This window comes from Streptomyces sp. SID14478 (assembly GCF_010548525.1).
GTDB lineage: Bacteria > Actinomycetota > Actinomycetes > Streptomycetales > Streptomycetaceae > Streptomyces.
The window spans coordinates 1-26,600 of sequence record NZ_JAAGMG010000143.1 but is presented as its reverse complement, the minus strand read 5'-3'; the positions used below and the strand labels follow the sequence as shown (position 1 = coordinate 26,600).

Below are 26,600 nucleotides of genomic sequence, written 5' to 3'. Positions count from 1 at the left end.
GATGCGTCGGGGAACCGGCCTTCGCCGTTGGGCGGTCAGCTGCGTGGCGTGGCTCAGACCCCGGCGTAGGAGTGCTTGCCGGTCACGAAGATGTTCACGCCGTAGTAGTTGAAGATCCAGCAGCCGAAGGCGATCAGGGCCAGGTAGGCGGCCTTGCGGCCCTTCCAGCCGGCGGTCGCCCGTGCGTGCAAGTAGGCGGCGTACGCGACCCAGGTGATGAACGACCAGGTCTCCTTGGGGTCCCAGCCCCAGTAGCGGCCCCACGCGTCGCCGGCCCAGATGGAGCCCGCGATGATCGTGAACGTCCACAGCGGGAAGACGGCCGCGTTCACGCGGTAGGCGAACTTGTCGAGGGACTGCGAGGCGGGCAGCCGCTCCAGGACGGAGGTCGCGAACCTGCCGGGCGTGCCGCCGTTCGCGAGCTTGTTCTCGTAGCTGTCCTTGAAGAGGTACAGGATCGTGCCGACCGCGCCGACGTAGAAGACCGCGCCGCAGAAGATCGCCGTCGAGACGTGGATGTACAGCCAGTACGAGTGAAGAGCGGGAACCAACTGGTCGCTGGCGGTGTACAAGACAGTGACAGCGAGACCGAGGTCGAGGAGGACCGTGGTGACCAGCGGAAGGCCGAGCCAGCGGACGTTCTTCTTCAGCGCGAGCAGCGCGAGGTACACGCCCACGGCGACGGTGGAGAAGGTCAGGTTGAACTCGTACATGTTGCCCCACGGCGCGCGCTGCACGGACAGCGCACGCGTGAGCACACCGGAGAACTCGATGAGGAACGCAAGGATCGTCAGCGAGATGGCGATACGCCCGTAGAGGTCGCCCTGCTCGTCCCCGCCGGAGGCACCCGGCCCGTCCGGCACGTCGCGCGCACCGGCGGCGGCCCGCGTGACGACCTGCGGCCGCTCCAGTACGGCGGTGCCCCCGTTCTTCTGCTTGACCTGGATCTTCACGGCGGACGCGGCGGCGCCGGCCTCGGCGTTCGTGGTCAGGGCGGCGGCGGTGCGGCCGACCTTGCTGCGGCTGCCGAAGATCCACTCGGCCATGTTCGCGAAGAACGCCAGCAGATACACGGCCATGGACGAGTAGATGAGGACGTTACTGGTGTGCGCCAGGTTCTCATTGGTTGCGGCGGCGAGAATCACTTCGTCTCAGCCCCTTCGGCGGCAGGAACAGCAGTGGGTGAGGTGGAGGGTTCGGGTTCGGGGGCGCTGGGCGCCTGGGCGTGCAGCTGGCCGACCAGATCGCCCAGCTCCTCGGGAAGCTTCGCGGACTCGCTGCGGCCGAGGCCGGCCATCTCGACGACGGTCACGCCGTCGGGGCCCTCGACGGCACGCACCCAGACGCGGCGGCGCTGGATGAACAGGGAACCGGCCAGACCGAAGATCGCGGCCAGCGCACCGCCCAGCGCCCAGGTGTCACCGGGCTGGTGGGAGATCTGGAAGGTGACCCACTCGCTGATGTTCTTGTCGAAGGTGATGGAGCCCGCCCCGTTCGGCAGCTTCATCGTCTCGCCGGGCAGCAGGCGCGACTTGAGCGGCTTGCCCTGGGAGTCCTTGAACGCCTTCATGTGAGAGGTGTCCAGTTGGTACACGTTCTGCGGCAGGCCCGCGTCCACCCCGAGGTCGCCGTGCGTCGCGTTGAGCGCGAGGACGGGGAAGTCCAGGGCGGGGAACTGGGAGAACATCGTGCCCTTGCCGGCGCCCGCGAAGGTCGGCACGAACCAGGCGCTGAAGCCGAGCTGTTCCTTCTTGCCCTGCGCGTTGCGGTAGCCGTCCATCACCTTGATCGCGCCCTGGGACGAGATGTTGGAGTCGAGCGGCAGCATCGGCACGGCCTGCTGGGAGACGACCTTGCCCTTGCCGTCGCGGACGGTGACGTTGACGGCGTACCCGTGGCCGTTGAGGAAGATCTTGGTGCCGTCGATGTCCAGCGGGTGGTTGGACTTGATGGACGTCTTCTTCGACGTGCCGTCGGCGCCCTGGTTGTAGGAGACGTCGGCGCGGAAGGTGCGCGGGGTGCCCTTCTCCGGACCGGTGCGCGCGTACGTCGCGGTGAACTTGTCGAGCGTGAAGCTGAACGGCGACAGGTCGCGGTCGCTGTCGAAGAGGTTGCCGGACTTGAAGTCGTCGTACTGCGGCAGCACGTTGGAGAAGCCGTCGCCCTCGACGACGAGCTTGCCCCCTTCGAACTTGAAGAGCTGGCCCCAGGCGAAGGCGATCAGCATCACGATCAGCGCCATGTGGAAGGCCAGGTTGCCGACCTCGCGCAGATAGCCCTTCTCGGCGGCCACCGCGTTGCCCGCGAGGTGCGCGCGGTAGCGGCGCTTCTTCATCATCGCGAGCGCGGCGGTGCGCACCTGTTCCGGGTCGGCCTCGGTGCGCCAGGTCGCGTACGCGGGAAGGCGGCTGAGGCGCTTGGGGGCGCCCGGCGGGCGGCCGCGCAGCTGGCCGACGAACTGCCAGGTGCGCGGCACGATGCAGCCGATGAGGGAGACGAACAGCAGGATGTAGATCGCGGAGAACCACACCGAGCTGTAGACGTGGAAGAGGCCGAGCTTCTCGTAGAGCGGCCCGAGCGTGGTGTGCGCCTTCTGGAAGTCGGTGACCTTGAGCGGGTCGGTCCCGGACTGCGGGATCAGCGAGCCGGGGATGGCGCCGAGCGACAGCAGGAACAGCAGGATCAGGGCGACCCGCATCGAGGTGAGCTGCCGCCAGAACCAGCGGACCCACCCGATGACACCGAGCCGCGGAAGGGTGGGGCCCCGGTCCTCGACGGGAGCCGTGCTGAGCTGGGCCCCGGCTTCCTGCTCCGTGGACTCCGTGCCCTCAGGGGTGTTCGTCTTGCTCATAGATCAGATTCCCACCTGGAAGCCGGAGGACCAGGTCTGCATCTGCTGCACGAGGGTGTCCCACACCCCGGTGAGCAGGAGGATCCCGGTCAGGATCATCATGACGCCGCCGATGCGCATCACCCAGGCATAGTGCCGCTTGACCCACCCGAAGGCGCCGAGCGCCTTGCGGAAGGCGATCGCGGCGAGCACGAAGGGGACGCCGAGGCCGAGGCAGTACGCGACCGTCAGTATGGCCCCTCGCCCGGCGCTGCCCTGGTCCTGGGACAGGATGATCACGGAGCCGAGGGTCGGGCCGATGCACGGGGTCCAGCCGATACCGAACAGGGCCCCGAGCAAGGGGGCGCCGATCAGTCCGGCAGCGGGCTTCTTGTGAATGCGGAACTCGCGCTGGGTCATCCAGGGCATCAGGCCCATGAAGAACACGCCCATGAGGATCATGAGCACGCCGAGCACCTTGCTCAGGATGCGCTGATGCTCTTGCAGCGTCGCGCCGAAGAAGCCGAACAGTGCGCCGCCCGAGACGAACACGACGGTGAAGCCGAGGACGAACAGGCTGGCGCCCGCCGCCATCCGGCCGCGCCGCTGTTCCATCAGATCGGTACCGGTGACGCCCGTGACGTAGGACAGATAGCCGGGCACGAGCGGCAGTACGCACGGGGAGAAGAAGGAGACCAGTCCGCCGAGGACGGCGACCGGGATGGCCAGGATCAGCGCACCGCTGAAGACGGTGTCGTTCATTCCGTCAGCGGCGAGGGTGGTGACAAGCGTGGGGGACACCGTCGCTCACTTCTCCGCGACCACGGGATCGAGCATCTCCCGCAGGCTGTTGGTGCTCAGCGCCTTCAGGGCGCGTGCGGCGATCTTCCCGTCGCGGTCGATCACGATCGTCGAGGGGATGGCCTGCGGGTTGAGCGTGCCCTTCTTGAACTTGAGCAGCAGCTTGCCCGTCGGGTCGTAGAAGCTCGGGTACTCCACGCCGAAGCCCCTCTCGAACTCCTTGGCGGGGCTGGTGTTGGTGTCCCGGGTGTTGATCCCGATGAACTGCACGTTCTTGCTCTTGTTCTCGTGTGCGACCTTCACCAGGTTCGGTGCCTCGGCCCGGCAGGGCGAGCACCAGGAGCCCCAGACGTTGAGGACGACGACCTTGCCCTTGTAGTCGGCGAGGTCGATCGGCTTGCCTTCGAGGTCCTTGCCCGTCAGGTCGGGGGCGTCGTGGCGCTCGCCCTTCTTGACGGTGGCGATTCCGCCCGAATTGGTCACGAAGTTGGTGTTGTTGCCGCCCCCGGAGGTGCCGCCCGAACCGCACGCCGTCAGCGCCAGGGCCGCGACGGCGGCTCCTACGGTCAGCTTGGCGGCGCGGCGCGTGGTCGCGGAGGTGCGGGGGGCGCGGCAGGCGGCACTCATGTGAAAAGTTTCGCATGTCTGTTTAGGGGATCTTCCGCACCCCCCTCGGCGAGGGAAAAGCCCACTTCAGGAGGGGTTTGCACCCTGCCCCGAGGTGAACTCCCGCCAGCCCTGCGCAGGCCGCTGCCCGACGTCCAGAGTGCGCAGTTTGTCCAGCACCTTCGGGTCCTGGGCGTCCATCCAGTCGACGTACTGCCGGAAGGAGACGAGGCGCACGTCGCCGTGCTTCTCGGCGGTGGCCGCGATGTGCTTGAGCGCTTCCTCGACGGCGTCCATGTAGATCCCGCCGTTCCACTGCTCGAAGTGGTTGCCGATGAAGAAGGGTGCCCGGTTCGTCTCGTACGCCCGCTTGAATCCCGCGATGTACGCCTCGGTGGACTGCTTGCGCCAGGCCGGGTAGTTGTAGGCGGGCGCCTTCGTGGAGTTGTGGGACTGGTTCGCCAGCATGTTGTAGTCCATCGACAGGACCTCGAAGCTGCGCCCGGGGAAGGGGACGGCCTGCAGCGGCAGGTCCCACACCCCCTGCTTCTTGTCCGGCCAGCGCTGCCTGCCACCGGGCGAGGAGGCGTCGTAGCGCCAGCCGAGCTCGCGGGCGGTGGGCAGCAGACCGCTCTGCCCGAGCAGGCACGGGGTGCGGCCGCCGATGAGTTCCTTGTCGTAGTCGAAGGGCAGCGAGGGCAGGTCCGTCCAGCCCGTGTTCGTGCGCCACTGCTTCACGAAGGACTTGGCCTGGTCGATCTCGCTGCGCCACTGCGCGGGGGTCCAGTTGGCGACGGTGCCGGTGCCCGCGCAGAAGTGCCCGTTGAAGTGCGTGCCGATCTCGTGCCCGTCGAGCCAGGCCCGCCGCACGTTCTTCAGCGTCTCCTTGATGTGGGCGTCGGTGAGGTAGCCGATGTCGGAGGCGCCCACCATGTTGTTGGGCCCGTGGTAGAGGCGCTTCTTCGACTCCGGCAGCAGATACAGGCCGGACAGGAAGAAGGTCATGTGCGCGCCGTGGTCCTCGGCGAGTTGGAGGAAGCGCGGGAACAGACCGTTGCCCACCTCGCCCGCGCCGTCCCAGGAGAAGATCACGAACTGCGGGGGCTTCTGGCCCGGTTCGAGCTTCTCGGGTGCGGCGGGCTGGTGCGGCTGCTTGCCGGTGTACGAGGTCGAGCCGTCGCCGATGGGGCGGCCGACCGGGTGCCGGGGCGGGCCCGGGTGACCGGGGCGGCCCTGCTTGCCGGGCGAGACAGTCGGAGTGTCGCCCGATCCGCACCCGGCGAGCGCGGCGGCGGCCGCCACCCCGGCTCCCAGACCGAGAAGTCCCCTACGACTGACATCGCGCATATCGTCCCCATTCGTCGTGCCCTGCACCCATTCATGGTGGGCACACAGTCAGAGGGCTCGACGAACACGCGGGTTCCGACAAGTCAGATGTATTTGCGGTGCTTTGGAGGGGCGGGTGCGGGGCCGCCGTTCGACGGCCCCGCACGCCCTCGGGCTCAGGCGCCGAACGCCTTGTCCTTGCCCTTGACCGGCTTGGCCCCCGCCAGGAGATGAGCGGGGACGAGGTCACGCGCGGGCTCGGTGTACCCGACGGAGACGATCTTGTCGCCCCGGTACGTGAACGTCGTCAGCGAGGCGAGCGTGCACTGCCGCTTGCGCGGGTCGTGCCACAGGCGGCGCTTCTCGACGAAGCTGCGCACGATCCAGATCGGCAGCTGGTGGCTGACGCACACCGCCTCGTGTCCGCGCGCCGCGTCCTTGGCGGCGTCCAGCGCGCCCATCATCCGCACGACCTGCTCGATGTAGGGCTCGCCCCACGACGGCTTGAACGGGTTGACGAGGTGCTTCCAGTTCTCCGGGTTCTTCAGCGCGCCGTCACCGACGCCGAAGGTCTTGCCCTGGAAGACGTTGCCCGCCTCGACGAGCCGCCCGTCGCTGTTCAGGTCGAGGCCGTGCGCCTTGGCGATCGGCGTCGCCGTCTCCTGCGCCCGCTCCAGCGGGGAGGCCACGACGTGCGTGATGTCCCGCGGGGCCAGGTGCTCGGCGACCCGGTCGGCCATCTGCCGCCCCAGCTCGGAGAGGTGGTAGTCGGGCAGCCGCCCGTACAGGATCCCCTCCGGGTTGTGCACCTCGCCGTGGCGCATGAGGTGGACGACGGTGATGTCGCTGTCGGACGTCAGGGACTCGGGGGTCCTCGGGGACTCGTTGCTCATGCCGTGGCCTCCGCAGCCGCACGCGCGGCAGCCGGGAGCGCGGCGGCGATGCGCTCGACCGCCCGCTCGTCGTGGGCGGTCGAGACGAACCAGCACTCGAAGGAGGACGGCGGGAGATAGACGCCCTGCGCCAGCATCGAGTGGAAGAACGGGGTGAAGCGGAAGGACTCCTGCGCCTTCGCGTCCTCGTAGTTCCGCACGGGCTTGTCCGTGAAGAAGACGGAGAACATGTTGGAGGCGTTCTGCACGACGTGCGCGACGCCTTCCTTGGTGAGCGCCTCGCCGACGAGGCCGCGCAGCTGCTCGCTCACCGCGTCGACCTTCGCGTACGCGGCGTCGTCGAGGAGGCGCAGCTGGGCGAGGCCCGCGGCGGTGGCGATCGGGTTCCCGGACAGGGTGCCCGCTTGGTAGACGGGGCCGACCGGGGCGAGGTGCGCCATGACGTCGGCGCGCCCGCCGAAGGCCGCGGCCGGGAAGCCGCCGCCCATGACCTTGCCGAACGTCATCAGGTCGGGCACGACGCCGTCGACGCCGAACCAGCCGGCCCTCGACGTACGGAAGCCGGTCATGACCTCGTCGGAGATGTACAGCGCGCCGTTCTCCTGGCAGACCGCCTTCAGCCCGGCGTTGAAGCCGTCCAGCGGCGGGACGATGCCCATGTTGCCGGGCGAGGCCTCGGTGATGACGCAGGCGATCTGGCCGGGGTGCGCGGCGAACGCGGCGCGGACGGCCTCGATGTCGTTGTACGGCAGGACGATCGTGTCGCCGGCCTGGGCGCCGGTGACGCCCGGGGTGTCCGGCAGGCCCAGCGTGGCGACGCCGGAGCCGGCCGCGGCGAGCAGCGCGTCGACGTGCCCGTGGTAGCACCCCGCGAACTTGATGACCTTGGCGCGGCCGGTGAAGCCGCGGGCGAGCCGGATCGCCGACATGGTGGCTTCCGTGCCGGAGGACACCAGCCGGACCTGCTCGACCGGGGCGATCCGGTCGACGATCTCCTCCGCGAGGGCGACCTCGCCCTCGCCCGGTGTGCCGAAGGAGGTGCCGCGCGCGACGGCCTCCTGGACGGCCGCGATGACCTCGGGGTGGGAGTGGCCGAGGATCATCGGCCCCCACGAGCACACGAGGTCCACGTACTCGCGTCCGTCGGCGTCCGTGAGGTACGGGCCGGTGCCGGACACCATGAAACGGGGTGAACCGCCCACGGCGCGGAACGCGCGCACCGGGGAGTTCACGCCACCGGGCGTGACCTGCGACGCACGGTCGAAGAGCCCCTGCGAAACGGGTGCCTCATAGGGATAGGGGGTGTTGTTCGCCTCTGCCATGCCTCTCAGCGTACGGCCCGTCTCCTCGGCCCCCTCCGCGCGGACCCGCCGCCCCCTAGACTCTGGCTGTCGGGACGAGTGTCGGGGGCGCGGTACGGAATCCGTGCGGGCGGGGGCCAACCTCTCGCGCAGTTGTTCACCGAGACGTTTCGGCGGGTGACCGTGGGGGAGGTCACTGACACGATGATCGGGTTGCGCGTCGGCGGTCGTGCGGCCTAGAAAAGGGCGTTGCGCCCTGAGAACAGCAGTCGGGTGGAGATATGCATCGCGGTGGCGGCGGACTGGGCGAGGGGACCGACGACCTGGGCCCCCGGCGTGCCCGGCGGGGTAAGCACCGACGCGAGGGCCACGAGGACACAGCAGCCCGCATCCAGCGGACTACGGACGGCACAGGCAGCGGGGACAGCGGGAATGGTGGCCGGGTGGGGGTGACGTACAAATACTTCGGCGCGCCCGACGGCGCCACGGCGGCCCGCGTCCCGATCTCCATGCGCCCCGAGGAGCTCGGCGGGGACGAGCTGGGCATGGGCGGCATGTTCACCAAGATCAAGCCGGAGACGATGGCCGCGATGGTCCTCACCGGCATCGAGGGCATACCCCTGCACAAGGTGCCCCCGCTGGAACTGGTCGTCCTGCACCCCGACTACGCCGTCGTGAAGCTGCCGATGACCGTCGTCGACCCGCTGCGCGGGGTGGGCGAGGAGTCCGTCGGCGCCGCGGCGTTCATCTGGTCCACGGTCCCCGACCGCGGCGGCCCGCGCGACGCGTTCAACGTGTACCAACTCCTGCACGAATGGCAGGACTTCAGCCACCGTCTGCACGACGCGGGACATCAGGCGTACTGCCTCGTCTGGCCGTGAGGCGCCTGCGGACCCGCTGCGCACGGCGGCGGGGGCGCGGACGGACGCCCGGAGAAACGCCCGGGGATCATCCCGGTCGGCGGGCGATCAGAAAGTGAACCCCTGGGACAGCAGCGGCAGATGGCGGTCGTAGAGCGCCATAGGGTCCTCCTTCCCGTCGCCCTCCACCCAGTGCCGCATCACTCGCGGACTTCCCGCGCGGCAGGAACAGTGCCGCCGCGACGGCCGCGAGCAGGGCGAGGATTCCGCATCCGGCGAGGACCAGGTCCGTGCCGTGGACGAACGCGGCGTGCGCGGCGGCGGCGAGGTCGGGCAGGTGCAGCTCGGCGGCGACGGCGTCCGCGCCGTTCACCGAGTCGCGGGCGGCCCGCTGCCGCTTTCCCGCCCCGGAAACCCGGCCGCCCACCGGCCGTCACCTGCCGCCGCGCCCCGTACCGTCACCCCCCACTCCCCTGACCGTGAAGCCGATCACCGCTCCCCCGCCCGCCCGCCGCGCCGCGAACGGCACCCCGTCGTGCCCGGCCGCGACCTCCCGCACGATCGACAGGCCGAGCCCCGAGCCGGGCAGGCTGCGGGCGGACGGGGCGCGGTAGAAGCGGTCGAAGACGCGGTCCATGTCGCCCTCGTCGAGCCCGGGGCCGCGGTCCAGGACCTCGACGCGGACGCCGCCCGAGGAACGGGTGACCGCGATCTCGATCGGACCGGTGCCGCCCGCGTCGAACTTGGCGGCGTTGTCCACCAGGTTCGTCAGGGCCCGCTGGAGCTGGGCCGGGCGTCCCGCGATCGTCGTGTCCCCCTCGGCGCGCACCGTGATCGTCCGGCCCGTGCGGCGCCTGGCCAGTGTCGCGACGTCCTCGGCGGTCTGCGCGAGGGCCAGCGCGACGACCGGCTCGTCGTCCTCCTTGCCGGCCGCGAGGTCCACCAACTCGTTGACCAGGTCGGTCAGTTCACGGGACTCCTCGGCGAGGTCCGCGACCAGCTCCTCGCGGGCCGCGGGCGGCAGCTCCTCGATGCGGCGCAGCAGGGAGATGTTCGTGCGCAGCGAGGTGAGCGGCGTACGCAGCTCGTGGCCCGCGTCCTGCACCAGGCGCCGCTGGTCCTCCACGGAACGGGCGAGCCGCCCCAGCATCCGGTCGAAGGAACGCCCCAGGCTGCCCACCTCGTCGCGGCCCGCGACCGGCACCGCGACGTCGAGCCGCCCGGTGGACGCGACGACCTCGGCGCTCTGCGCGAGCCGGACCAGGCGGGAGGTGATCCGGCGCGCCAGCCACCAGCCGAAGAGGCCCGCCGCGACCACCACCGCGGCGGCGAACAGGACGGTCCGCTTCTGCAGTTCCCGCAGCAGGTCCTCGGTGTCGCTGAACTCCTGCGCGACCTGCACCGCGCCCCGCCCGTCGCCGAGCGCGACGGTCGCCGTCCGGTACGCGTCGTCGTCGATCTCCACGTCGTCGTCCTCGGCGGCCGTGCCCGCGGTGTCCGCGTCCGCGATCCCGCGGGCCGCGGCGGGGACCGGGAGTTTCGGGCCGCCCGCGTCGAGGACCGTGCCGCCGGGGCCGAGGACCTGGACGACGGTGCCGGCCGGGCGGGTCAGGTCCTCGCGCGGCCCGTCGTGGTCCCCGTCGCCGGAGGTGAAGTCGTCCGGGGCGAGCCTCTGCTGCCGCACCTGGCCGCGCAGGTCGTGGACCACCGCGTCGAAGACGGCCTGCTGGTCGACGCGGACCAGACGGGCCGCCGCGTCGTAGGAGAGGAAGCCGACCAGGGCGGTGACGCCCGCGGCCACCGCCGCGAAGGAGACGGCCAGCTTGGCGCGCAGGCTCCGGGGCGCCTGGGGCGTCATCCCTGCCTCAGGACGTAGCCCACGCCCCTGACGGTGTGGATCAGCGGGAGCCCCGCCGGCTCGTCCACCTTGCGGCGCAGGTAGCCGACGTACACCGCCAGGTTCTTCGAGCCGGGGCCGAAGTCGTAGCCCCAGATGCGGTCGTAGATCGTGGCGTGGTCGAGGACGATGCCGCAGTTGCGGGCCAGCAGTTCCAGCAGGTCGAACTCGGTGCGGGTCAGCTCCAGCTCACGGGCGCCGCGCCAGGCACGGCGGGCCTGCGGGTCGATGCACAGGTCGGCGGCGGTGATCCGGTTCCCGTCGGCGGACCCGGCCGCCGGCTCCGGGGGGACGGCGCGGCGCAGCAGGGCGCGCAGCCGCGCGAACACCTCCTCCACGTCGAACGGCTTGACCACGTAGTCGTCGGCGCCCGCGTCCAGGCCCGCGATCCGGTCCGGGGTCTCCACCAGGGCGGTCAGCATCAGGATCGGCGTGCGGTCGCCCTCGGCGCGCAGCACCCGGCACACCTGCAGGCCGTCGACGCCCGGCATCATCACGTCGAGGACGACGATGTCGGGCCTGCCGCGGTGGGCCGCGGCGAGCGCCTCCACCCCGTCGGCGACGGCCGTGACGGCGTACCCCTCCAGGGTCAGGGCGCGCGCCAGTGCGTTGCGGATCGCACGGTCGTCCTCGGCGAGCAGCACGGTGGGCACGGGGGCAGCAGGTTCCGACACGCTGCCCAGTGTGCCCCGCCCACCTGGGCGCATCCCCTGATCGGCCGTCGGCCAATGGGCTTCTTACCCGCCTCTCACCCGGTGCGGAACGGCGGCTTACCTGCCCCGAGCAGGCTGTGCCCGTACGTGAAGGGATGTGCGGGTCCGCGCCGGTCGCCCGCCGGGGAAGGCACTACCTATGAAGATCGTGTTCCTGCTGCACAACGCGTACGCCGTCGGCGGGACGGTGCGCACCACGCTCAACCTCGCCGCCGCGCTCGCGGAGCACGGCGGGGCCGCCGGACACACGGTGGAGATCGTGTCGATGTCCCGGCACCGCGAGACCCCGCGGTTCGCGCTCGACCCGCGGATCTCCCTCGTACCGCTGGTCGACACGCGGGCCGGCAGCGCCGACACCCGGCAGGACGCGTACGGGAAGCCGTCGCGGGACTTCCCGGCCGCCGAGAAGCGGTACAAGCAGTACACGCTCCTGCACGACCAGCGGGTGCGCGCGTACCTGGAGGAGCGCTGCGACGCGGACGTCGTCGTCGGCACCCGGCCCGGCATCAACGTCTATCTGGCGCTGTGGGGTCCTCGCGGCGCGCTGCGCGTCGGCCAGGAGCACCTGCGCCACGACGCGCACGGCAAGAAGCTGCTGACGGTCCTCGCGCAGCGCTACCGGGAGCTCGACGCCCTCGTGACGATGACGGAGGCGGACGCGGCGGTCTACCGGAAGCGGATGGCGCTGCCGGGCGTACGCGTGCTGGCCGTGCCGAACATCGTGCCCCCGGCCCCGGGCCCGCCCTCGGACGGCACCTCGAAGGTCATCGCGGCGGCGGGGCGGCTCGCTCCCGGCAAGCGCTACGACCTGCTCCTGGAGGCGTTCGCCGCGGTCGCCGCGAAGGAACCGGACTGGGAGCTGCGGATCTACGGCGGCGGCGCGCAGGAGCCGCGTCTGCGGGCGCTCGTGCGCGGGCTCGGGCTGACCGGCCGGGCCCGGCTCATGGGCACGGTCTCGCCGATCGAGCCGGAGTTCGCCAAGGCCTCGCTCGTGGTGAGCGCCTCGGACGCGGAGTCGTTCGGGATGACGCTGGTGGAGGCGATGCGCTGCGGGGTGCCGGTGATCAGCACCGACGCACCGCTCGGCCCCGCCGAGATCATCACGGACGGCGTCGACGGGCGGCTCGTCCCGGTCGGCGACGCCCGCGCGCTCGCCGAGGCGATGGTCGAGCTGATCGAGGACCCGGTGGCCCGCAAGGAGCTGGGCGCGGCGGCGCTCGCCTCGGCCCGGCGCTTCGACGCGGAGCCGATCGTGGCCCGCTACGACCGTCTGTTCGGGGAACTCCGGGTGACGCGCAGACGTCGTGCATGGCAACGGTTCCGCGCCCGGGTGACCAACTGGGCGCGCAGAAAGGCCCGTTCGGTGCGTCGACCGCGCCCGGGCGGCGGTCCAGGGGGGACACCGCATGACCGACGACACAGCCATGCCCCTACGCAGGGCGCCGCGCAGCCCGGACGTTCCTAGGCGGCGCGCGGTGCCCTCCCGTACGCCCGCGCCACCCGGGTCCTCCACGGCCCCCGGGCCCCGGTGGTGGCGGGCTCCCCTGGGCGGGGAGGCGGACCGACACAGTCGGCGGCGGTCCGCCTCCCTGCCCGCCCGGCACCCCGACGGCGGCCTCGCGCTCGTCGCCACCCTCTACTGCCTGACCCAACTCGCTCTGGTAGTCACCCAGTTGGGGCACGGTCTCGGCTGGGACGAGGCCGTGTACGTGTCCCAGTACGACCCCCGCAATCCGGCCGCGTTCTTCAGCGCACCCCGCTCGCGCGGCACGAGCCTGCTGACGGCTCCCCTCGTCGCGGCCACCGACTCCACCGTCGTCCTGCGGGGCGTCCTCGCCGTGCTGTCGTCGGCCGCGCTCTACGCCGCGTTCCGCGTGTGGCGCCCGCTGGTCGGCGCGCGCACGACGGCGTTCGCGGCACTGCTGTTCGCCGGGCTGTGGATCACGGTGCTGTCCGGTGCGATGGCGATGCCCAACCTGTGGGTGGCGTTCGGCGCGGTCGGCGCGGTCGGCTGGTTCCTGCGCGGCGGCACCTGGCAGCCGGCGCTGTGCGTCGCGGCGGTGGCCCTGTTCCGGGCGCCGGACGCCGCCTGGCTCGTCCTGCCCCTGGCCGTGACCGCCCTGGTCGTACGGGACAGGCGGCGCACCCTGCCCTATCTCGCGGCGGGCCTGGCCGCGGGCCTCGCCCAGTGGATCGCGGAGGCGTACGTCCGCTGGGGCGGGGTGCCCGAGCGGCTGCGCGTGTCCAGCGCCACCGAGGGCGACATGGGCCTGCACCTGAACCTCGGCACGGCCTGGCGCGCCGTCAACGGCCCGCTGCTGTGCCGCCCGTGCACGGCAGGCCATCCGGCCCACCCCGAACTCGCCCTGTGGTGGCTGGCGTTGCCCGTGCTGGTCGCGGCCGCGCTCTACGTCACCTTGCGCGAACGCCGCGTACGCCCCGTCGCCCCGACCGTCGTGCCGGTCGCCTGCGCCGCCGCGCTCGCCGTCCCGTACGTCCTGCTCATCGGCTACTCCGCGCCCCGCTTCCTGCTCCCGGCCTACGCGCTGCTGTCGCTGCCTGTCGCGGTGCTGCTGCGCCGGATGCGCCGCCCGCGCCGCCTGGCGATCGCCGCGGTCACGCTGATCGCCCTCCAGCTCGCCTCCCAGTACGTCGTGCTGCACCGCGAGGTGGCCTCGACGGCACGCACCGACGCCCGCTACGTCGCGGCGGCGCGCGGCCTGCACGCGATGGGCGTCACCCCGCCCTGCCTGGTCACGGGGCCGCGCGCGCTGCCCGTCGGCTACGCGGCGGGCTGCGCCTCGGCGCAGACCCAGGGCAACAACGCCTCCACGACCCGCAGCGATCTCCTGCGCCGTTCCGCACGCGTCCCCACGGCCGTCCTCACCGAGGCGGGCAAGCGACCCCCGAAGTACGCGCGCGGCTGGACCCCCTACGAACTGCCGCACACCGACGGCTGGACGGCATGGAAGGCGCCGGCGCCGTACCGGTTGCAGCTGCTGAATCCTTAAGGGGCGGCGCAGGACCCCGGCCCTAGTCGACCCGCAGCGCGGCGAGCCGCTGTGCGAACGGGACGACGTCGGCCCCGTACTCGCCCGCCGGGTCCACCGTCGTGATCGCGCCGTGCAGGGACCGGGGCGCGATCGCCGCGCTCGTGTCGACGTCGGGAGTCCGCGCCGACGGCGCCATGAACCGCGCCAGCTCCCCGCCCGCACGGGCGATGCGGGAGGCGAGCCCCTCCTCGCCCCAGTCCTCCGAGGCCGCGTACACGGCGGTCGGCAGGACGAGGGCGCGCAGGTAGGTGAAGAGCGGGCGCAGGGCGTGCTCGGTCACCAGGGAGTGCCGGGCGGTGCCGCCGGTCGCGCCGACGAGCACGGGCTTGCCGGTCAGCGCGTCCTTGTCGATGACGTCGAAGAACGACTTGAACAGTCCGCTGTACGAGGCCGCGAACACCGGCGTCACGGCGATCAGGCCGTCCGCCGCGGCCACCGCGTCGAGCGCGGCGGCGAGCCGGGCGGGCGGGAACCCGGTGACGAAGTGCTGGGCGATCTCGGTCGCCAGGTCCCGCAGTTCGACGACCTCGACCTCGGCCTCGACGTGCGCGACCGTCGCGGCCGTCAGCCGGTCCGCGAGCAGCCGGGTCGACGACGGGACGCTCAGCCCCGCCGACACGACGACGAGCCTCACTTCGCGCTCCCTTCCACAGAAGCCGACTCGGCGGCGACGCGGGACGCGTGCGTGGGCGCGTCCGGCACCCCCGCGGCCCGCTTGTTCGCGAACTCCTTGCGCAGCACCGGCACGACCTCCTCGCCGAGCAGGTCGAGCTGCTCCAGGACCGTCTTGAGCGGCAGGCCCGCGTGGTCCATCAGGAACAACTGCCGCTGGTAGTCGCCGACGTAGTCCCGGAAGGACAGGGTCCGCTCGATGACCTCCTGCGGCGAGCCGACGGTCAGCGGCGTCTGGGAGGTGAACTCCTCCAGGGACGGGCCGTGGCCGTACACCGGCGCGTTGTCGAAGTACGGGCGGAACTCGCGCACCGCGTCCTGGGAGTTGCGGCGCATGAAGACCTGGCCGCCGAGGCCGACGATCGCCTGCTCGGGGGTGCCGTGCCCGTAGTGGGCGTAGCGCTGCCGGTAGAGGTTCACCATCTGCTTGGTGTGCGAGGCGGGCCAGAAGATGTGGTTGTGGAAGAAGCCGTCGCCGTAGTACGCGGCCTGCTCGGCGATCTCCGGCGAGCGGATCGAGCCGTGCCAGACGAAGGGCGCGACGCCGTCCAGCGGACGCGGGGTCGAGGTGAACGACTGGAGCGGCGTGCGGAACTTGCCCTTCCACGTCACCACGTCCTCGTCCCACAGGCGGCGCAGCAGCGCGTAGTTCTCGATGGCGAGGTCGATGCCGTCCCGGATGTCCTTGCCGAACCAGGGGTAGACCGGGCCGGTGTTGCCGCGGCCCATCATCAGGTCGACGCGGCCGTCGGCGACGTGCTGGAGCATCGCGAAGTCCTCGGCGATCTTCACCGGGTCGTTCGTGGTGATCAGCGTCGTGGAGGTGGACAGGGTCAGCTTCTCGGTGCGGGCGGCGAGGTAGCCGAGCATCGTCGTCGGCGAGGACGGCACGAACGGCGGGTTGTGGTGCTCGCCGGTCGCGAAGACGTCGAGCCCGACCTCCTCGGCCTTCTGCGCGATGGCGAGCATCGCCTTGATGCGCTCGTGCTCGCTGGGCGCGCGTCCGGTCGTCGGGTCGACCGTGACGTCACCGACGGTGAAGATCCCGAACTGCATGCGACTCACTCTCCGAGGTTGTTGATGCTTCAACTATACCCGGGGAACGGAGAGCCACGGCAAGGTATTCCTGACCCCGCACGCCCGGCGCGAACCCGCTCACCGCGTCCGCGAGCGCCCCCACGACCTCCCGGGCCACCTCGTACGACTGCCCACCCGCCCCGCCCCCCTTGAACAGACGCGGCGCTGTCAGTGCCCCGCCGTACGATCCGCTTATGGCCCAGGAGCGCGACACCCGCGGGATCGTCGACCCGGCCGCGCTGCTCACGCGCGTGCGGTTCCGCCGGCACGAACCCGCCGAGGCACTGCGCCCGTACGTCGAGAACTACTGGTTCATCGACTGGGACCTGCCCGCGCCCTACGCCTCGCACGTCCTCCCGCACCCCTGCCTGCACCTCACGTTCCAGTGGGACAGCGAGGACGGCTCCGAAGGCCCGCCCTACGGAGAGCTCACCGGCGTCTGCGCGCCCGGCCTCTACACGCGCAAGATCGGCGGCCTGGGCCGGGTGTGCGGGGCCAAGTTCCGGCCCGGGGCGTTCCGGCCGCTCGTGCCGGACGTGCCGGTCGCCGACTGGACCGGCCGCGTCCTGCCCTACCAGGACGTGTTCCCCCGCACCGACGAGAGGGCCGTCGTCGGCCCGGACCTCGACGACCGCGACCGGATCGCCGCCCTCGACGCCTACCTGCTGCCGCTCCTGCCCGCCCGGCCCGACCCCCAGGCCGAACTCGCGCGCGGCCTCGTCGCCCGGATCCGCGCCGAGCGCGGGATGCGCCGCGTCGCCGACCTCGCACGGGACGAGGGGATGTCGGTGCGCTCGCTGCAGCGCCTGTTCGCCGCGTACGTCGGCGTCAGCCCCAAGTGGTGCATCCTGCGCTACCGCATCCACGAGGCCGTCGAAGCGGCCGGCTCCGCGGCCGCCCCGGACTGGGCCGCCCTCGCCGCCGACCTCGGCTACGCGGACCAGGCCCACCTCGTACGCGACTTCACCGCGACGGTGGGCGTGCCGCCGACCGCCTACCCGACGCCCTGAACCGGCCCGTCCTGCCCGACCGGCCCGACCGGCCTAACCGGCGTGGCTCATCGCGTAGATCATCACGAACGCGACGATGTGGATCCCGAAGAGGAAGTAGCCCAGGTACCACCACATGTACCGCTCGCCCTTCTTCTCCTGGGCGAGCCGCCGCTCGTCGTACTCCCGCTGCAGCACGTCCAGCGGATCCTCGGCCGACGGCTCAGCCATCCGGCCGCTCCGCCGCGTGCCGCTCGCGCGCCACCGCCAGCGCCCGGTCGAAGTCGCGCTGCGTGTCGTCGCACCAGTGCAGCAGGTCGGCGAGCACCCGCTGCAGCGTCTCGCTCGGGGAGGACCGCCAGCCCTCCGCGGACAGCGTGTACTCCTGGATCGCGGCGTGGGCCCGCCGCACCGCCTCGTCGTGGGGCGCGCCGTCACTGCTCACGGTGGACCTTCGTGTTCGAGGCCTGGGCGCGCGGGCGCACCACCAGCAGGTCGATGTTCACGTGCGGCGGCCGGGTCACCGCCCAGCTGATCGTGTCCGCGACGTCGTCCGCCGTCAGCGGCTCGGCGACACCCGCGTACACCTTCGCCGCCTTCTCCTCGTCCCCGCCGAACCGGGTCAGCGCGAACTCCTCCGTCTTCACCATGCCGGGCGCCACCTCGACGACCCGGACCGGAGTGCCGACGATCTCCAGGCGCAGCGTCTCCGCGAGGACGTGCTCGGCGTGCTTGGCCGCCACGTAACCGCCGCCGCCCTCGTACGTCGCGAACCCCGCGGTCGAGGACAGCACGACGACCGTGCCGTCGCCGGACGCGGTCAGCGCGGGGAGCAGGGCCTGCGTGACGTTCAGCGTGCCGATGACGTTCGTCTCGTACATCTGGCGCCACTGCTCCGGATCGGCGGAGGCCACCGGGTCCGCGCCGAGCGCACCGCCCGCGTTGTTCACCAGCACCCCGACCGTCTTGAAAGCGGTCGCGAACTCGTCGACCGCGGCCCGGTCCGTGATGTCCAGGGCGTACGCCGCGGCCTGGTGCCCGGCCGCGTTGATCTCCTCCGCGAGCGCCTCGATGCGGTCCTTGCGGCGGGCCGTCAGCACCACCCGGTAACCGGCGGCGGCCAGCTGCCGCGCCGTCGCGGCGCCGATTCCACTGCTCGCGCCCGTGATGACGGCGATGCGGGATGCGGCTGCGGGGGCCATGGGCTGCTCCTCGTACGTGTGGTCGCTTGCGGCCAAGGATAGGTCGCCGCCTCAGTCACCCCGCGGCGCGTACATGATCACGGCCATGCCGGCCAGGCAGACCAGCGCGCCGACCACGTCCCAGCGGGTCGGCCGGTAGCCGTCCGCGACCACGCCCCACGCCAGCGACCCGGCCACGAACACCCCGCCGTACGCCGCCAGGATCCGCCCGAACTCGGCATCCGGCTGCAGCGTCGCCACGAACCCGTACAGCCCGAGGGCGATCACCCCGGCACCGATCCACACCCACCCGCGGTGCTCCCGCACCCCCTGCCAGACCAGCCAGGCACCGCCGATCTCGAACAGGGCGGCCAGCACGAACAAGGACACGGAACGGGCGACGAGCATGCGCCACAGGGTGCCACGCGGGCCCCGGACGGTGTCGCAGGTCCCGGCGCGTGGAACAGATCCGGCGCTCACCCATGCCCGCAGGAGGTCCCGATGCAGCTCGCCCTCGCCCCCACCGCCCTCGCCCTGGCCACCGCGCTCACGGCGCCCGGCGCGCTCGCCGGCGACACCGCCCCCGAGGCCGACCTCGCCCACCACGGCCGCATCACCATGACCGCCGACCGGGTCACCGTCGCCCTCACCCCGCAGAACCACGGCCCCTCCGACGTGCCCGACGCCACCGTCCGCCTCACCTGGTCCGCCCCGCTGGCCGACGCCCAGACCCTGCCCGCGGCCTGCCTGCGCACCGGCCCGCGCACCGTCGGCTGCCGCACCGGCGCCCTGCCCGCCGACACCTACGGCACGCCGTTCACCGTCCGGGTCCGCCTCGCCGCCGCGGCCACCGAGGTCACCGTCCGGATCGCGACCGCGTTCGGCGGCGGCTCCGTCGACCACAACCCGGACAACGACCGCCACGAGGTGCTGGTCCTCGACACCGGGGACACCTACTACTTCTGAGGGGCAGGAGGCCCCGGGGCTGTCGCGCGAGCGGCTACCGGCGGCGCGCGAGCAGAAGGCCACCGAGCCTGCTCTCGGCCGAGGTCAGAGTCCGGTGGTCCTCGGCGTCGAACCCGGCCTCGTCGAGCCAGGCGGTCAGCCGGCTGTGCCGGCGCCGGTGGACGTGGACGTTCATGGGGTGACCGCCGTACCCCTGCGTCTTCAGCTGCGACTCGTCACCGACGTGGAAGGCGAGCAGCAGCGGCGCACCGGGCCGCAGCACGCGCCGGAACTGCCCGAGGACCGCGCCGACCTCCCCGTCGGGCACGTGAATGAGGGAGTACCAGGCGACCAGCCCGGCCGTCGTGCCGTCCGCGAGGTCGAGCTCCGTCATGGAACCGACCTCGAACCGCAGCCCCGGATGCTCCCGCCGGGCCACCTCGACCATCCCGGGCGACAGGTCGATCCCGAACGCGTCCACGCCCGACCGGCGCAGATGGGCCGTGATCCGCCCAGGACCGCACCCCACGTCCGCGACCGGCCCGCCACCGGCGGCGCGCACCCGCTCGGCGAACATCGCGAGGACCGCCCGCTCCTCGGGCGTCTCGTCCAACAGGTGACGCGTCTGGTCCGCATAGCTCGCGGCCACGGTGTCGTAGGAGATGCGCGTATCGGCCAGCCAGCGGTCGGTGCTCGGTCCGGTGTCCACGGGGCGCAGGCTACGCGACGCACGACGAAGGGCCCGAGCCGGCAACGGCTCGGGCCCTTGCGGGAGTTCAGCCCTTCACGCAGACGACCTGCTTGAGCTTCGCCACGACTTCCACCAGGTCACGCTGCTGGTCGATGACCTGCTCGATCGGCTTGTACGCACCCGGGATCTCGTCCACGACGCCGGAGTCCTTACGGCACTCCACGCCCCGCGTCTGCTCCTCCAGGTCCCGCGTCGAGAAGCGCTTCTTCGCCGCGTTGCGGCTCATCTTGCGGCCCGCGCCGTGCGACGCGGAGTTGAAGGACGCCGCGTTGCCGAGGCCCTTCACGATGTACGAACCCGTGCCCATGGAGCCCGGGATGATCCCGTACTCGCCCGAGCCCGCGCGGATCGCTCCCTTGCGGGTGACCAACAGGTCCATGCCGTCGTAGCGCTCTTCGCTCACGTAGTTGTGGTGAGCGGAGATCTCCGGCTCGAAGACCGGCTTCGCCTTCTTGAACTCCTTGCGGATCACGTCCTTGAAGAGCGCCATCATGATCGAGCGGTTGTACTTCGCGTACTCCTGCGCCCAGAACAGGTCGTTGCGGTACGCCGCCATCTGCGGGGTCTGCGAGATGAAGACGGCGAGGTCGCGGTCGACGAGGTTCTGGTTGTGCGGGAGCTTCTGGGCGACGCCGATGTGGTGGTCGGCCAGTTCCTTGCCGATGTTGCGGGAACCGGAGTGCAGCATCAGCCAGACCGAACCTGCCTCGTCGAGACAGAATTCAATGAAGTGATTTCCGCTGCCGAGCGTTCCTATCTGCTTTGTGGCGCGTCCCTGACGGAATTTGACCGATTCGGCAACCCCGTCGAACCGCCCCCAGAAGTCCTCCCACCCCGCGGTCCCGAACCCGTGCAGCCGCCCCGGGTCGACGGGGTCCTCATGCATCCCCCGGCCCACCGGAATCGCCTGCTCGATCTTCGACCGCAGCCGGGACAGGTCCCCGGGCAGGTCGTTGGCGGTCAGTGACGTCTTCACCGCGCTCATCCCGCAGCCGATGTCGACCCCGACCGCCGCCGGGCACACCGCTCCCTGCATCGCGATGACCGAGCCGACCGTCGCGCCCTTGCCGTAGTGGACGTCGGGCATGACGGCGAGGCCCTTGATCCAGGGGAGGGTCGCGACGTTGCGGAGCTGCTGCATCGCGGCGTCCTCGACGGATGCCGGGTCCGCCCACATGCGGATCGGGACCTTCGCCCCTGATACCTCTACGTACGACATGAAATCCCCCGTAAGCGGGCCTGCTTGACCCTTCTCGGATATAGGTCGGGAAACGCAAATACTGGCGCCAAGATCCATGAATCGGATGCCGGACCGGCGTCCACAGCGGTGCGTGCGATAGACATTGTCGTCACTGGTGGCCCTGTCGCGGCAACCGATTAACCAGGCGCAACCCGCCGAGAGGAGCCCTTACGGTGCAGCGGAAGTCGTACGCGTACGTGCCGGGCGTCGCCGTGCTCCTGGCGGCCCTGCTCACCGGCTGCACCGGGAGTTCCGACGACGGCGGCGCCACCGACGACGCGAAGCCCGGCGAGGTGAGCTCCTCGGCGTCGGCGGCGAAGCCCGGCCGGTACCGGACGCTGCCGGAGCCGTGCAGCCAGCCCGACAAGGGGACGCTGGACACGATGCTCCCGGGCATCCAGGACGTGCCGGACGAGGAGCAGCGGGAGAAGGCGTACGAGGGGACGGCGACGGTCACGTACGACACGGACCGCCGGTCGGGCTGCCGGTGGAAGGACGATTCGCCGCAGGACGGTACGCACCGGCTGATGCTGGACTTCGAGCGGGTGGTGTCGTACGACGCGTCGGTGAGCGACGACTCGCAGGCCGAGGACGTGTACGCGGCGAAGGCGCTGAAGGCGGACCTCCCGGCGCCGTCGTCGACGGAGGCGGGCTCGGACGCGAGCTCGGGCTCGGATGCGGACTCGGGCTCGGGCTCGGGCTCGGGCTCGGGCTCGGATGCGGAGTCCTCGTCGCAGGGGCAGTCGCAGAGCCCGGACGGGTCGGGCAGCCCCTCGCCGTCGTCCTCGCAGTCCGCGGCCGAGCTGCAGCCGCGGCGGCTCGACGATCTCGGTGACGAGGCCTTCGTCGACGACGAGCTGTCGGGGCCGACGGCGTCCCGGAGCCGGACGGTGACTGTGGTGTTCCGCACGTCCAACGCGCTCGTGACCGTCCAGTACGTGGCGCAGTCGACGACGCCGGGCCAGGCGCCCGACAGCAAGGAAATGCAGGACACAGCACGTGAACTGGCCCGGACGCTGGTCGGGAAGTTCAGCGAATAGGCGGTGGGTGGAGGCCGGTCGGGGGCCGTTGCCGGTGCGGGGAAGTCGAGGCGTGCGGGTCGGCTTCGGCGTACGGTGGCCCACCGGACCGGGTTCGTGAAGGTCGTTCGATCATCGCGTGTCCGGGCCGTGCCCCTGTCAGCGTCCTAGTGAAGGAACCATGCAGCGTCCGACCAAGCGACTCACCCGCACTCTCGTCTGCGCAGCCGCCGTGCCGGCGGTTCTCGCCGTGGCCGGCTGTTCCTCCGACTCGGGGTCCGGCTCCGCCGACGGGGCGAAGCAGGGATCGGAGTCGAAGGCGCCCTCCTCGACCGCCGGTGGCGCGGCGAAGAAGGTGACCCCGGCGACGTACAAGGAGCTGCCGCAGGCGTGCTCGGCGGTCTCGAAGAAGACGCTGGGTGACCTGGTCCCGAAGGGCGACAGCAAGGCGGGGGCGTCGGACGACGAGTCGACGCGGGCGAGCTGCTCCTGGTCGAGCCTGGACAACAACGGTGTCAAGGGTTCCCAGTTCCGCTGGCTGAATGTCTCGATGGTCCGTTTCGACTCGGATGTGAACCGGGGCAGCGGCGACAAGCTGGCGTCGGCGTACTACGCGAAGCAGGTCAAGGACGCGCAGGCGACGGAGGGCGCGAAGGGCGTCAAGACGTCTCCGGTGTCGGGTACGGGTGACGAGGCGACGCTGGTGCGCTTCGACAACACGTACAAGGAGAAGAAGAAGGACGTCACGTCCAAGCAGCAGACGGTCGTCTCGCGCGTGGACAACGTGGTGGTGACGGTCAACTACAACGGTTCGGGTCTCGCGGGCGAGAAGACGCCGGACGCGGACGACCTGTCGAAGGACGCGGAGAAGGCGGCGAAGGAGGCGGTGGCCTCGGTCTCGCACGCGGGCTCGGGCTCCTCGCAGAGCGGCTCTCCGTCGGCGTCCGCGTCGAAGTCCTCGTCGGCGAAGCCTTCCGCCTCGGCCTCCAAGAAGGCCGACGACAAGGCCGACGACAAGGGTGCCGGCAAGAGCGACGCGAAGGACGATCCGAAGGACAAGTAGCCGCTGTTTCCCCGCGGTTTGAGGAGCCCGGCCCCTTTTGGGTGCCGGGCTCCCCGCGTACCGGTCCACGGCCCTGCGCACGCATGTGCCAGTCTGTTGGCGCAACATGCCGAACTGGGAGGGGAACTGGAGTGGCCGCGCCACTGAAGCTGACACGGACGCACCGGACACTCGTGGGGGTGGTCGTCGCCGGGGCGGTGGTCATCGCCGGCATCGGCTTCGCCGGTTCGTACGCGGCCGTGCGCGAGTTGGCCCTGGAGAAGGGCTTCGGAAATTTCTCGTACGTCTTCCCGATCGGCATCGACGCGGGCATCTGTGTGCTGCTCGCGCTGGACCTGCTGCTGACGTGGATCCGCATCCCGTTCCCGCTGCTGCGTCAGACGGCGTGGCTGCTGACGGCGGCGACGATCGCGTTCAACGGCGCGGCCGCGTGGCCGGACCCGCTGGGCACCGGCATGCACGCCGTGATCCCGATCCTGTTCGTGGTCGCCGTCGAGGCGGCGCGGCACGCGATCGGGCGGATCGCGGACATCACCGCGGACAAGCACATGGAGGGCGTGCGCATCACGCGCTGGCTGCTCTCGCCGCTGCCCACGTTCCTGCTGTGGCGGCGCATGAAGCTGTGGGAGCTGCGGTCGTACGACGCGGTGATCAAGCTGGAGCAGGAGCGGCTGGTGTACCAGGCGCGGCTGCGTTCCCGGTTCGGGCGTGCCTGGCGGCGCAAGGCGCCGGTGGAGTCGCTGATGCCGCTGCGGCTGGCGCGCTACGGGGTGCCGTTGGCGCAGACCGCGCCGGAGGGTCTCGCGGCGGCCGGCATCGAGCCGCAGTTGCTGCCGGCGCCCAAGCCGGTGGCACAGCAGCAGACTCAGCCGCAGCCGCAGCCGCAGGCGCAGGCGCCCGAGCTGGAGGCGACGCCCGTGGAGGCCGCTGCCGAGGCGCAGAGCCAGTGGTTCGCGACGCCGCCGCAGGCGCAGCAGTACCAGGGCGACTACGACCCGAACTTCGTGCCGCCCACGTTCGTCCCCGAGCAGGAGCACCAGGGCTGGTACGAGGAACAGCCGCAGCAGATCCCGGTGCCGCGCCCGCGCGCGGCCGAGCCCGCGCCGGAGTTCGTGGAGCCCGGGTTCGCGGAGCCGGAGTTCGTGGAGCCCGAGTTCCCCGTGCCGAACGGCGCCGGCGGGACGCGTCCGCTGGGTGAGGGCACCCAGGAGGCGCAGGCCCCGGCGCCCACCGAGGAGGACCTGTACCGGGTCTACCGTCAGGCGATAGACGGCGAGATGCCGACGCCGGGGCGGTTCGCCGCGGACGTCGAGGCCTCGTTCGGCATCCGTCTCGAACCGCGTGACGTGAACCGGTTCGCGGACCAGTTCTCGGCGCGCTACAACGCGGAGCTGATGGAGGACCACATCGCCTGAGGGCGGAAGAGCGCGAAGAGAAGGGGCGGCACCGGAGGATCGATCCTCCGGTGCCGCCCCTTCTCTTCGGCGTTACGCGCCGAGCAGCTTGCGGACGCGGTCGGCGCCGACCGCGAGCAGCAGCGTGGGCAGGCGCGGGCCGGTGTCGCGGCCGACCAGCAGGTCGTAGAGCAGCGCGAAGAACGTGCGCTGGGCGGTCTTGATCTCCGGCGGGAGCTCCTTGGGCCCGGCGTCGGCCGGGTATCCGGCCTGGACCTTCGGAACGCCGTAGACGAGGTGCGTCAGGCCGTCCAGCGACCAGTGCTCGTCCAGGCCCTCCAGGAGGAGGCGCAGGGAGTCGCGCGACGCGTCGTCGAGGGCGGCCAGGGCCTGCGCGTCCGGCTCGGTGCGCACGATCGTGCGGGACTCGGCGGGTACGTACTTGGTGATCCAGGCCTCGGCCTTGTCGAGCCGGGGCCGCACGGGCGCCAGGTCCGTGACGGGGTTCTCCGGGTCGAGCTCGGACAGGATGCGCAGGGTCTGCTCGGTGTCGCCGGCGGTGACGTCGGCGACGGAGGCCAGTGTGCGGTACGGCAACGGGCGCTCGGTGCGCGGCAGTTCACCGGCGGCGGTGCCGACCGCGCGGCTGTACGCTGCCGCGTCGGCGGGCAGCACGGAGCCTTCGGCCACCTTGGCGCTGAGCTTGTCCCACTCGTCGTAGAGCCGCTGGATCTCCTGGTCGAAGGCGATCTTGAACGACTGGTTGGGGCGGCGGCGGGCGTAGAGCCAGCGCAGGATCTGCGGCTCCATGATCTGCAGCGCGTCCGAGGGGGTGGGGACGCCGCCCTTGGACGACGACATCTTCGCCATGCCGGAGATGCCCACAAAGGCGTACATCGGGCCGATCGGCTGCTTCCCGCCGAAGATGCCGACGATCTGGCCGCCGACCTGGAACGACGAACCGGGCGACGAGTGGTCCACGCCGGACGGCTCGAAGACGACGCCCTCGTACGCCCAGCGCATCGGCCAGTCGACCTTCCAGACCAGCTTGCCGCGGTTGAACTCCGACAGCCGGACGGTCTCGGTGAAGCCGTCGAGGGTGCAGGTGTAGGACAGCTCCGTCGTCCCGTCGTCGTACGACGTGACGGTGGTGAGGTCCTTGCCGCACTCGCCGCAGAACGGCTTGTAGGGGTAGTAGCCCCCCGCGCCGCCGCTGCCGTCGTCCTCGTCGGCGGCGCCGGAGCCCTCGGCGGCCTCCAGCTCGGCCTCGTCGAGCGGCTTCTGCTGCTGCTTCTTCGGCGGGGCCTTCTTCGTCCGGTACTGGTCGAGGATGGCGTCGATGTCGCCGCGGTGCTTCATCGCGTGCAGGATCTGCTCGCGGTACGTGCCCGACGTGTACTGCGCGGTCTGGCTGATGCCGTCGAACTCGACGCCCATCTCGCCGAGCGCCTCGGTCATGGCGGCCTTGAAGTGCTCCGCCCAGTTCGGGTACGCGGAGCCCGCGGGGGCCGGGACCGACGTCAGGGGCTTGCCGATGTGGTCGGCCCAGGAGGCGTCGGTGCCGGGCACGCCGTTCGGGACCTTGCGGTAGCGGTCGAAGTCGTCCCAGGAGATCAGGTGCCGGACCGTGTAGCCGCGGCGGCGGATCTCGTCGGCAACCAGGTGCGGGGTCATGACCTCGCGGAGGTTGCCGAGGTGGATCGGGCCTGACGGGGACAGGCCGGAGGCGACGACGACCGGTTTGCCCGGGGCACGACGCTCGGACTCGGCGATGACATCGTCCGCGTAACGGGAGACCCAGTCCGCGTTCTCGGTGGGCTCCGTTCCAGTGCTCTGGGCTGCCACGATCGGTGGGCCTTTCGGTTCGGTCTTCGGGGGCGCGGGTGCTGTCCGCGCTCCGGCCATTGTCCCAGGCGGGCGGGGCTGAGCGAAAACGCCTTATCAAGGGGCGGGCCGGGGGCCGTGCGCGACTGCCGCGCCCTCGGCGCG

The 26,600-nt window shown here is 71.4% G+C and carries 27 protein-coding genes; 8 read left to right on the top strand and 19 right to left on the bottom strand.

Going from position 1 to position 26,600, the window contains the following annotated elements:
* Positions 1-53 precede the first annotated feature (53 nt).
* The 7 genes from ccsB to hemL form a co-directional block, all read right to left on the bottom strand.
* A complete protein-coding gene (gene ccsB, locus G3I40_RS05685; protein ID WP_164301050.1) occupies positions 54-1,145 on the bottom strand; it encodes a c-type cytochrome biogenesis protein CcsB in 1,092 nt (363 codons plus the stop codon).
* Complete coding sequence (locus G3I40_RS05680) at positions 1,142-2,851, bottom strand: cytochrome c biogenesis protein ResB (protein ID WP_164301049.1); 1,710 nt, start codon at positions 2,849-2,851, stop codon at positions 1,142-1,144. The genes ccsB and G3I40_RS05680 overlap by 4 nt, the downstream gene beginning before the upstream one ends.
* Before the next feature lie 3 nt (positions 2,852-2,854).
* On the bottom strand, positions 2,855-3,592 hold the full coding sequence (locus tag G3I40_RS05675) for a cytochrome c biogenesis protein CcdA (RefSeq protein ID WP_164301073.1): 738 nt from the start codon (positions 3,590-3,592) through the stop codon (positions 2,855-2,857).
* 45 nt (positions 3,593-3,637) lie between these two features.
* On the bottom strand, positions 3,638-4,258 hold the full coding sequence (locus tag G3I40_RS05670; RefSeq protein ID WP_164301048.1) for a TlpA disulfide reductase family protein: 621 nt from the start codon (positions 4,256-4,258) through the stop codon (positions 3,638-3,640).
* A gap of 66 nt (positions 4,259-4,324) precedes the next feature.
* A complete protein-coding gene (locus G3I40_RS05665; RefSeq protein WP_164301047.1) occupies positions 4,325-5,584 on the bottom strand; it encodes a hypothetical protein in 1,260 nt (419 codons plus the stop codon).
* Positions 5,585-5,739: 155 nt separating this feature from the next.
* On the bottom strand, positions 5,740-6,456 hold the full coding sequence (locus G3I40_RS05660; RefSeq protein ID WP_164301046.1) for a histidine phosphatase family protein: 717 nt from the start codon (positions 6,454-6,456) through the stop codon (positions 5,740-5,742).
* Positions 6,453-7,778 carry a glutamate-1-semialdehyde 2,1-aminomutase gene (gene hemL / locus G3I40_RS05655; RefSeq protein ID WP_164301045.1) on the bottom strand — a complete coding sequence of 442 codons (1,326 nt, stop codon included), beginning with the start codon at positions 7,776-7,778 and terminating at the stop codon, positions 6,453-6,455. The genes G3I40_RS05660 and hemL overlap by 4 nt, the downstream gene beginning before the upstream one ends.
* Positions 7,779-8,038: 260 nt before the next feature.
* Here hemL and G3I40_RS05650 point away from each other — a divergent pair, with 260 nt between their 5' ends.
* Positions 8,039-8,638 (top strand): hypothetical protein, encoded by a 600-nt coding sequence (locus G3I40_RS05650; protein WP_203643503.1) that lies wholly within the window; start codon positions 8,039-8,041, stop codon positions 8,636-8,638.
* A gap of 67 nt (positions 8,639-8,705) precedes the next feature.
* On the opposite strand, the gene G3I40_RS05645 is transcribed toward G3I40_RS05650, so the two are convergent.
* Genes G3I40_RS05645 through G3I40_RS05635 form a run of 3 tightly spaced genes read right to left on the bottom strand, consistent with a single transcriptional unit; the run spans position 8,706 to position 11,167 of the window.
* Positions 8,706-9,044: a hypothetical protein gene (locus G3I40_RS05645; protein WP_164301044.1), complete on the bottom strand. Its 339-nt coding sequence runs from the start codon at positions 9,042-9,044 to the stop codon at positions 8,706-8,708.
* A gap of 6 nt (positions 9,045-9,050) precedes the next feature.
* Complete coding sequence (locus G3I40_RS05640; RefSeq protein ID WP_164301043.1) at positions 9,051-10,475, bottom strand: HAMP domain-containing sensor histidine kinase; 1,425 nt, start codon at positions 10,473-10,475, stop codon at positions 9,051-9,053.
* Positions 10,472-11,167: a response regulator transcription factor gene (locus tag G3I40_RS05635; protein ID WP_164301071.1), complete on the bottom strand. Its 696-nt coding sequence runs from the start codon at positions 11,165-11,167 to the stop codon at positions 10,472-10,474. Before G3I40_RS05635 ends, G3I40_RS05640 begins: the two co-directional genes overlap by 4 nt.
* A gap of 199 nt (positions 11,168-11,366) precedes the next feature.
* Between G3I40_RS05635 and G3I40_RS05630 the strand changes: the two genes are divergently transcribed.
* Both G3I40_RS05630 and G3I40_RS05625 read left to right on the top strand, forming a co-directional pair.
* Complete coding sequence (locus G3I40_RS05630) at positions 11,367-12,692, top strand: glycosyltransferase family 4 protein (RefSeq protein WP_164301042.1); 1,326 nt, start codon at positions 11,367-11,369, stop codon at positions 12,690-12,692.
* Positions 12,634-14,238, top strand: coding sequence for a hypothetical protein (locus G3I40_RS05625; protein WP_239091563.1), 1,605 nt, complete (start codon positions 12,634-12,636; stop codon positions 14,236-14,238). Before G3I40_RS05630 ends, G3I40_RS05625 begins: the two co-directional genes overlap by 59 nt.
* A 22-nt stretch (positions 14,239-14,260) precedes the next feature.
* Here the strand turns inward: G3I40_RS05625 and G3I40_RS05620 are convergent, their stop codons facing one another.
* Complete coding sequence (locus G3I40_RS05620; RefSeq protein ID WP_164301041.1) at positions 14,261-14,914, bottom strand: CE1759 family FMN reductase; 654 nt, start codon at positions 14,912-14,914, stop codon at positions 14,261-14,263.
* Complete coding sequence (locus G3I40_RS05615) at positions 14,911-16,008, bottom strand: LLM class flavin-dependent oxidoreductase (protein ID WP_164301040.1); 1,098 nt, start codon at positions 16,006-16,008, stop codon at positions 14,911-14,913. Before G3I40_RS05615 ends, G3I40_RS05620 begins: the two co-directional genes overlap by 4 nt.
* 215 nt (positions 16,009-16,223) lie before the next feature.
* Between G3I40_RS05615 and G3I40_RS05610 the strand changes: the two genes are divergently transcribed.
* Positions 16,224-17,039, top strand: a complete 816-nt coding sequence (locus G3I40_RS05610) for a helix-turn-helix domain-containing protein (RefSeq protein WP_164301039.1) — start codon at positions 16,224-16,226, stop codon at positions 17,037-17,039.
* A 33-nt stretch (positions 17,040-17,072) separates the two neighbouring features.
* Here G3I40_RS05610 and G3I40_RS46395 read toward each other — a convergent pair whose 3' ends face one another.
* From G3I40_RS46395 to G3I40_RS05595, 4 genes are read right to left on the bottom strand one after another with little or no spacing between them, the layout of a single operon-like run.
* Positions 17,073-17,249, bottom strand: coding sequence for a hypothetical protein (locus tag G3I40_RS46395; protein WP_203643499.1), 177 nt, complete (start codon positions 17,247-17,249; stop codon positions 17,073-17,075).
* The gene (locus G3I40_RS05605; RefSeq protein WP_164301038.1) at positions 17,242-17,463 is read right to left on the bottom strand and encodes a hypothetical protein; all 222 of its coding nucleotides are present in this window, start codon (positions 17,461-17,463) and stop codon (positions 17,242-17,244) included. Before G3I40_RS05605 ends, G3I40_RS46395 begins: the two co-directional genes overlap by 8 nt.
* Positions 17,453-18,220, bottom strand: a complete 768-nt coding sequence (locus tag G3I40_RS05600; protein WP_164301037.1) for an SDR family NAD(P)-dependent oxidoreductase — start codon at positions 18,218-18,220, stop codon at positions 17,453-17,455. Before G3I40_RS05600 ends, G3I40_RS05605 begins: the two co-directional genes overlap by 11 nt.
* 51 nt (positions 18,221-18,271) lie before the next feature.
* Positions 18,272-18,607 carry a YnfA family protein gene (locus G3I40_RS05595; protein ID WP_164301036.1) on the bottom strand — a complete coding sequence of 112 codons (336 nt, stop codon included), beginning with the start codon at positions 18,605-18,607 and terminating at the stop codon, positions 18,272-18,274.
* Between the two features lie 93 nt (positions 18,608-18,700).
* On the opposite strand from G3I40_RS05595, the gene G3I40_RS05590 reads away from it, so the two are divergent.
* A complete protein-coding gene (locus tag G3I40_RS05590; RefSeq protein ID WP_239091562.1) occupies positions 18,701-19,165 on the top strand; it encodes a hypothetical protein in 465 nt (154 codons plus the stop codon).
* Positions 19,166-19,199: 34 nt separating this feature from the next.
* On the opposite strand, the gene G3I40_RS05585 is transcribed toward G3I40_RS05590, so the two are convergent.
* Together G3I40_RS05585 and G3I40_RS05580 are read right to left on the bottom strand one after the other, a co-directional pair.
* Complete coding sequence (locus tag G3I40_RS05585) at positions 19,200-19,853, bottom strand: class I SAM-dependent methyltransferase (protein WP_164301035.1); 654 nt, start codon at positions 19,851-19,853, stop codon at positions 19,200-19,202.
* Between the two features lie 67 nt (positions 19,854-19,920).
* A complete protein-coding gene (locus tag G3I40_RS05580; protein WP_164301034.1) occupies positions 19,921-21,114 on the bottom strand; it encodes an RtcB family protein in 1,194 nt (397 codons plus the stop codon).
* Positions 21,115-21,308: 194 nt separating this feature from the next.
* Between G3I40_RS05580 and G3I40_RS05575 the strand changes: the two genes are divergently transcribed.
* The 3 genes from G3I40_RS05575 to G3I40_RS05565 all read left to right on the top strand — a co-directional run bounded on the left by G3I40_RS05575 (position 21,309) and on the right by G3I40_RS05565 (position 24,632).
* Complete coding sequence (locus G3I40_RS05575) at positions 21,309-22,175, top strand: DUF3558 domain-containing protein (RefSeq protein WP_164301033.1); 867 nt, start codon at positions 21,309-21,311, stop codon at positions 22,173-22,175.
* Positions 22,176-22,335: 160 nt separating this feature from the next.
* On the top strand, positions 22,336-23,217 hold the full coding sequence (locus tag G3I40_RS05570; RefSeq protein ID WP_164301032.1) for a DUF3558 domain-containing protein: 882 nt from the start codon (positions 22,336-22,338) through the stop codon (positions 23,215-23,217).
* Positions 23,218-23,348: 131 nt separating this feature from the next.
* Positions 23,349-24,632 carry a DUF2637 domain-containing protein gene (locus G3I40_RS05565; protein ID WP_343244839.1) on the top strand — a complete coding sequence of 428 codons (1,284 nt, stop codon included), beginning with the start codon at positions 23,349-23,351 and terminating at the stop codon, positions 24,630-24,632.
* Between the two features lie 72 nt (positions 24,633-24,704).
* Here the strand turns inward: G3I40_RS05565 and lysS are convergent, their stop codons facing one another.
* Positions 24,705-26,456 (bottom strand): lysine--tRNA ligase, encoded by a 1,752-nt coding sequence (gene lysS / locus G3I40_RS05560; RefSeq protein WP_164301030.1) that lies wholly within the window; start codon positions 26,454-26,456, stop codon positions 24,705-24,707.
* Positions 26,457-26,600: the final 144 nt, after the last annotated feature.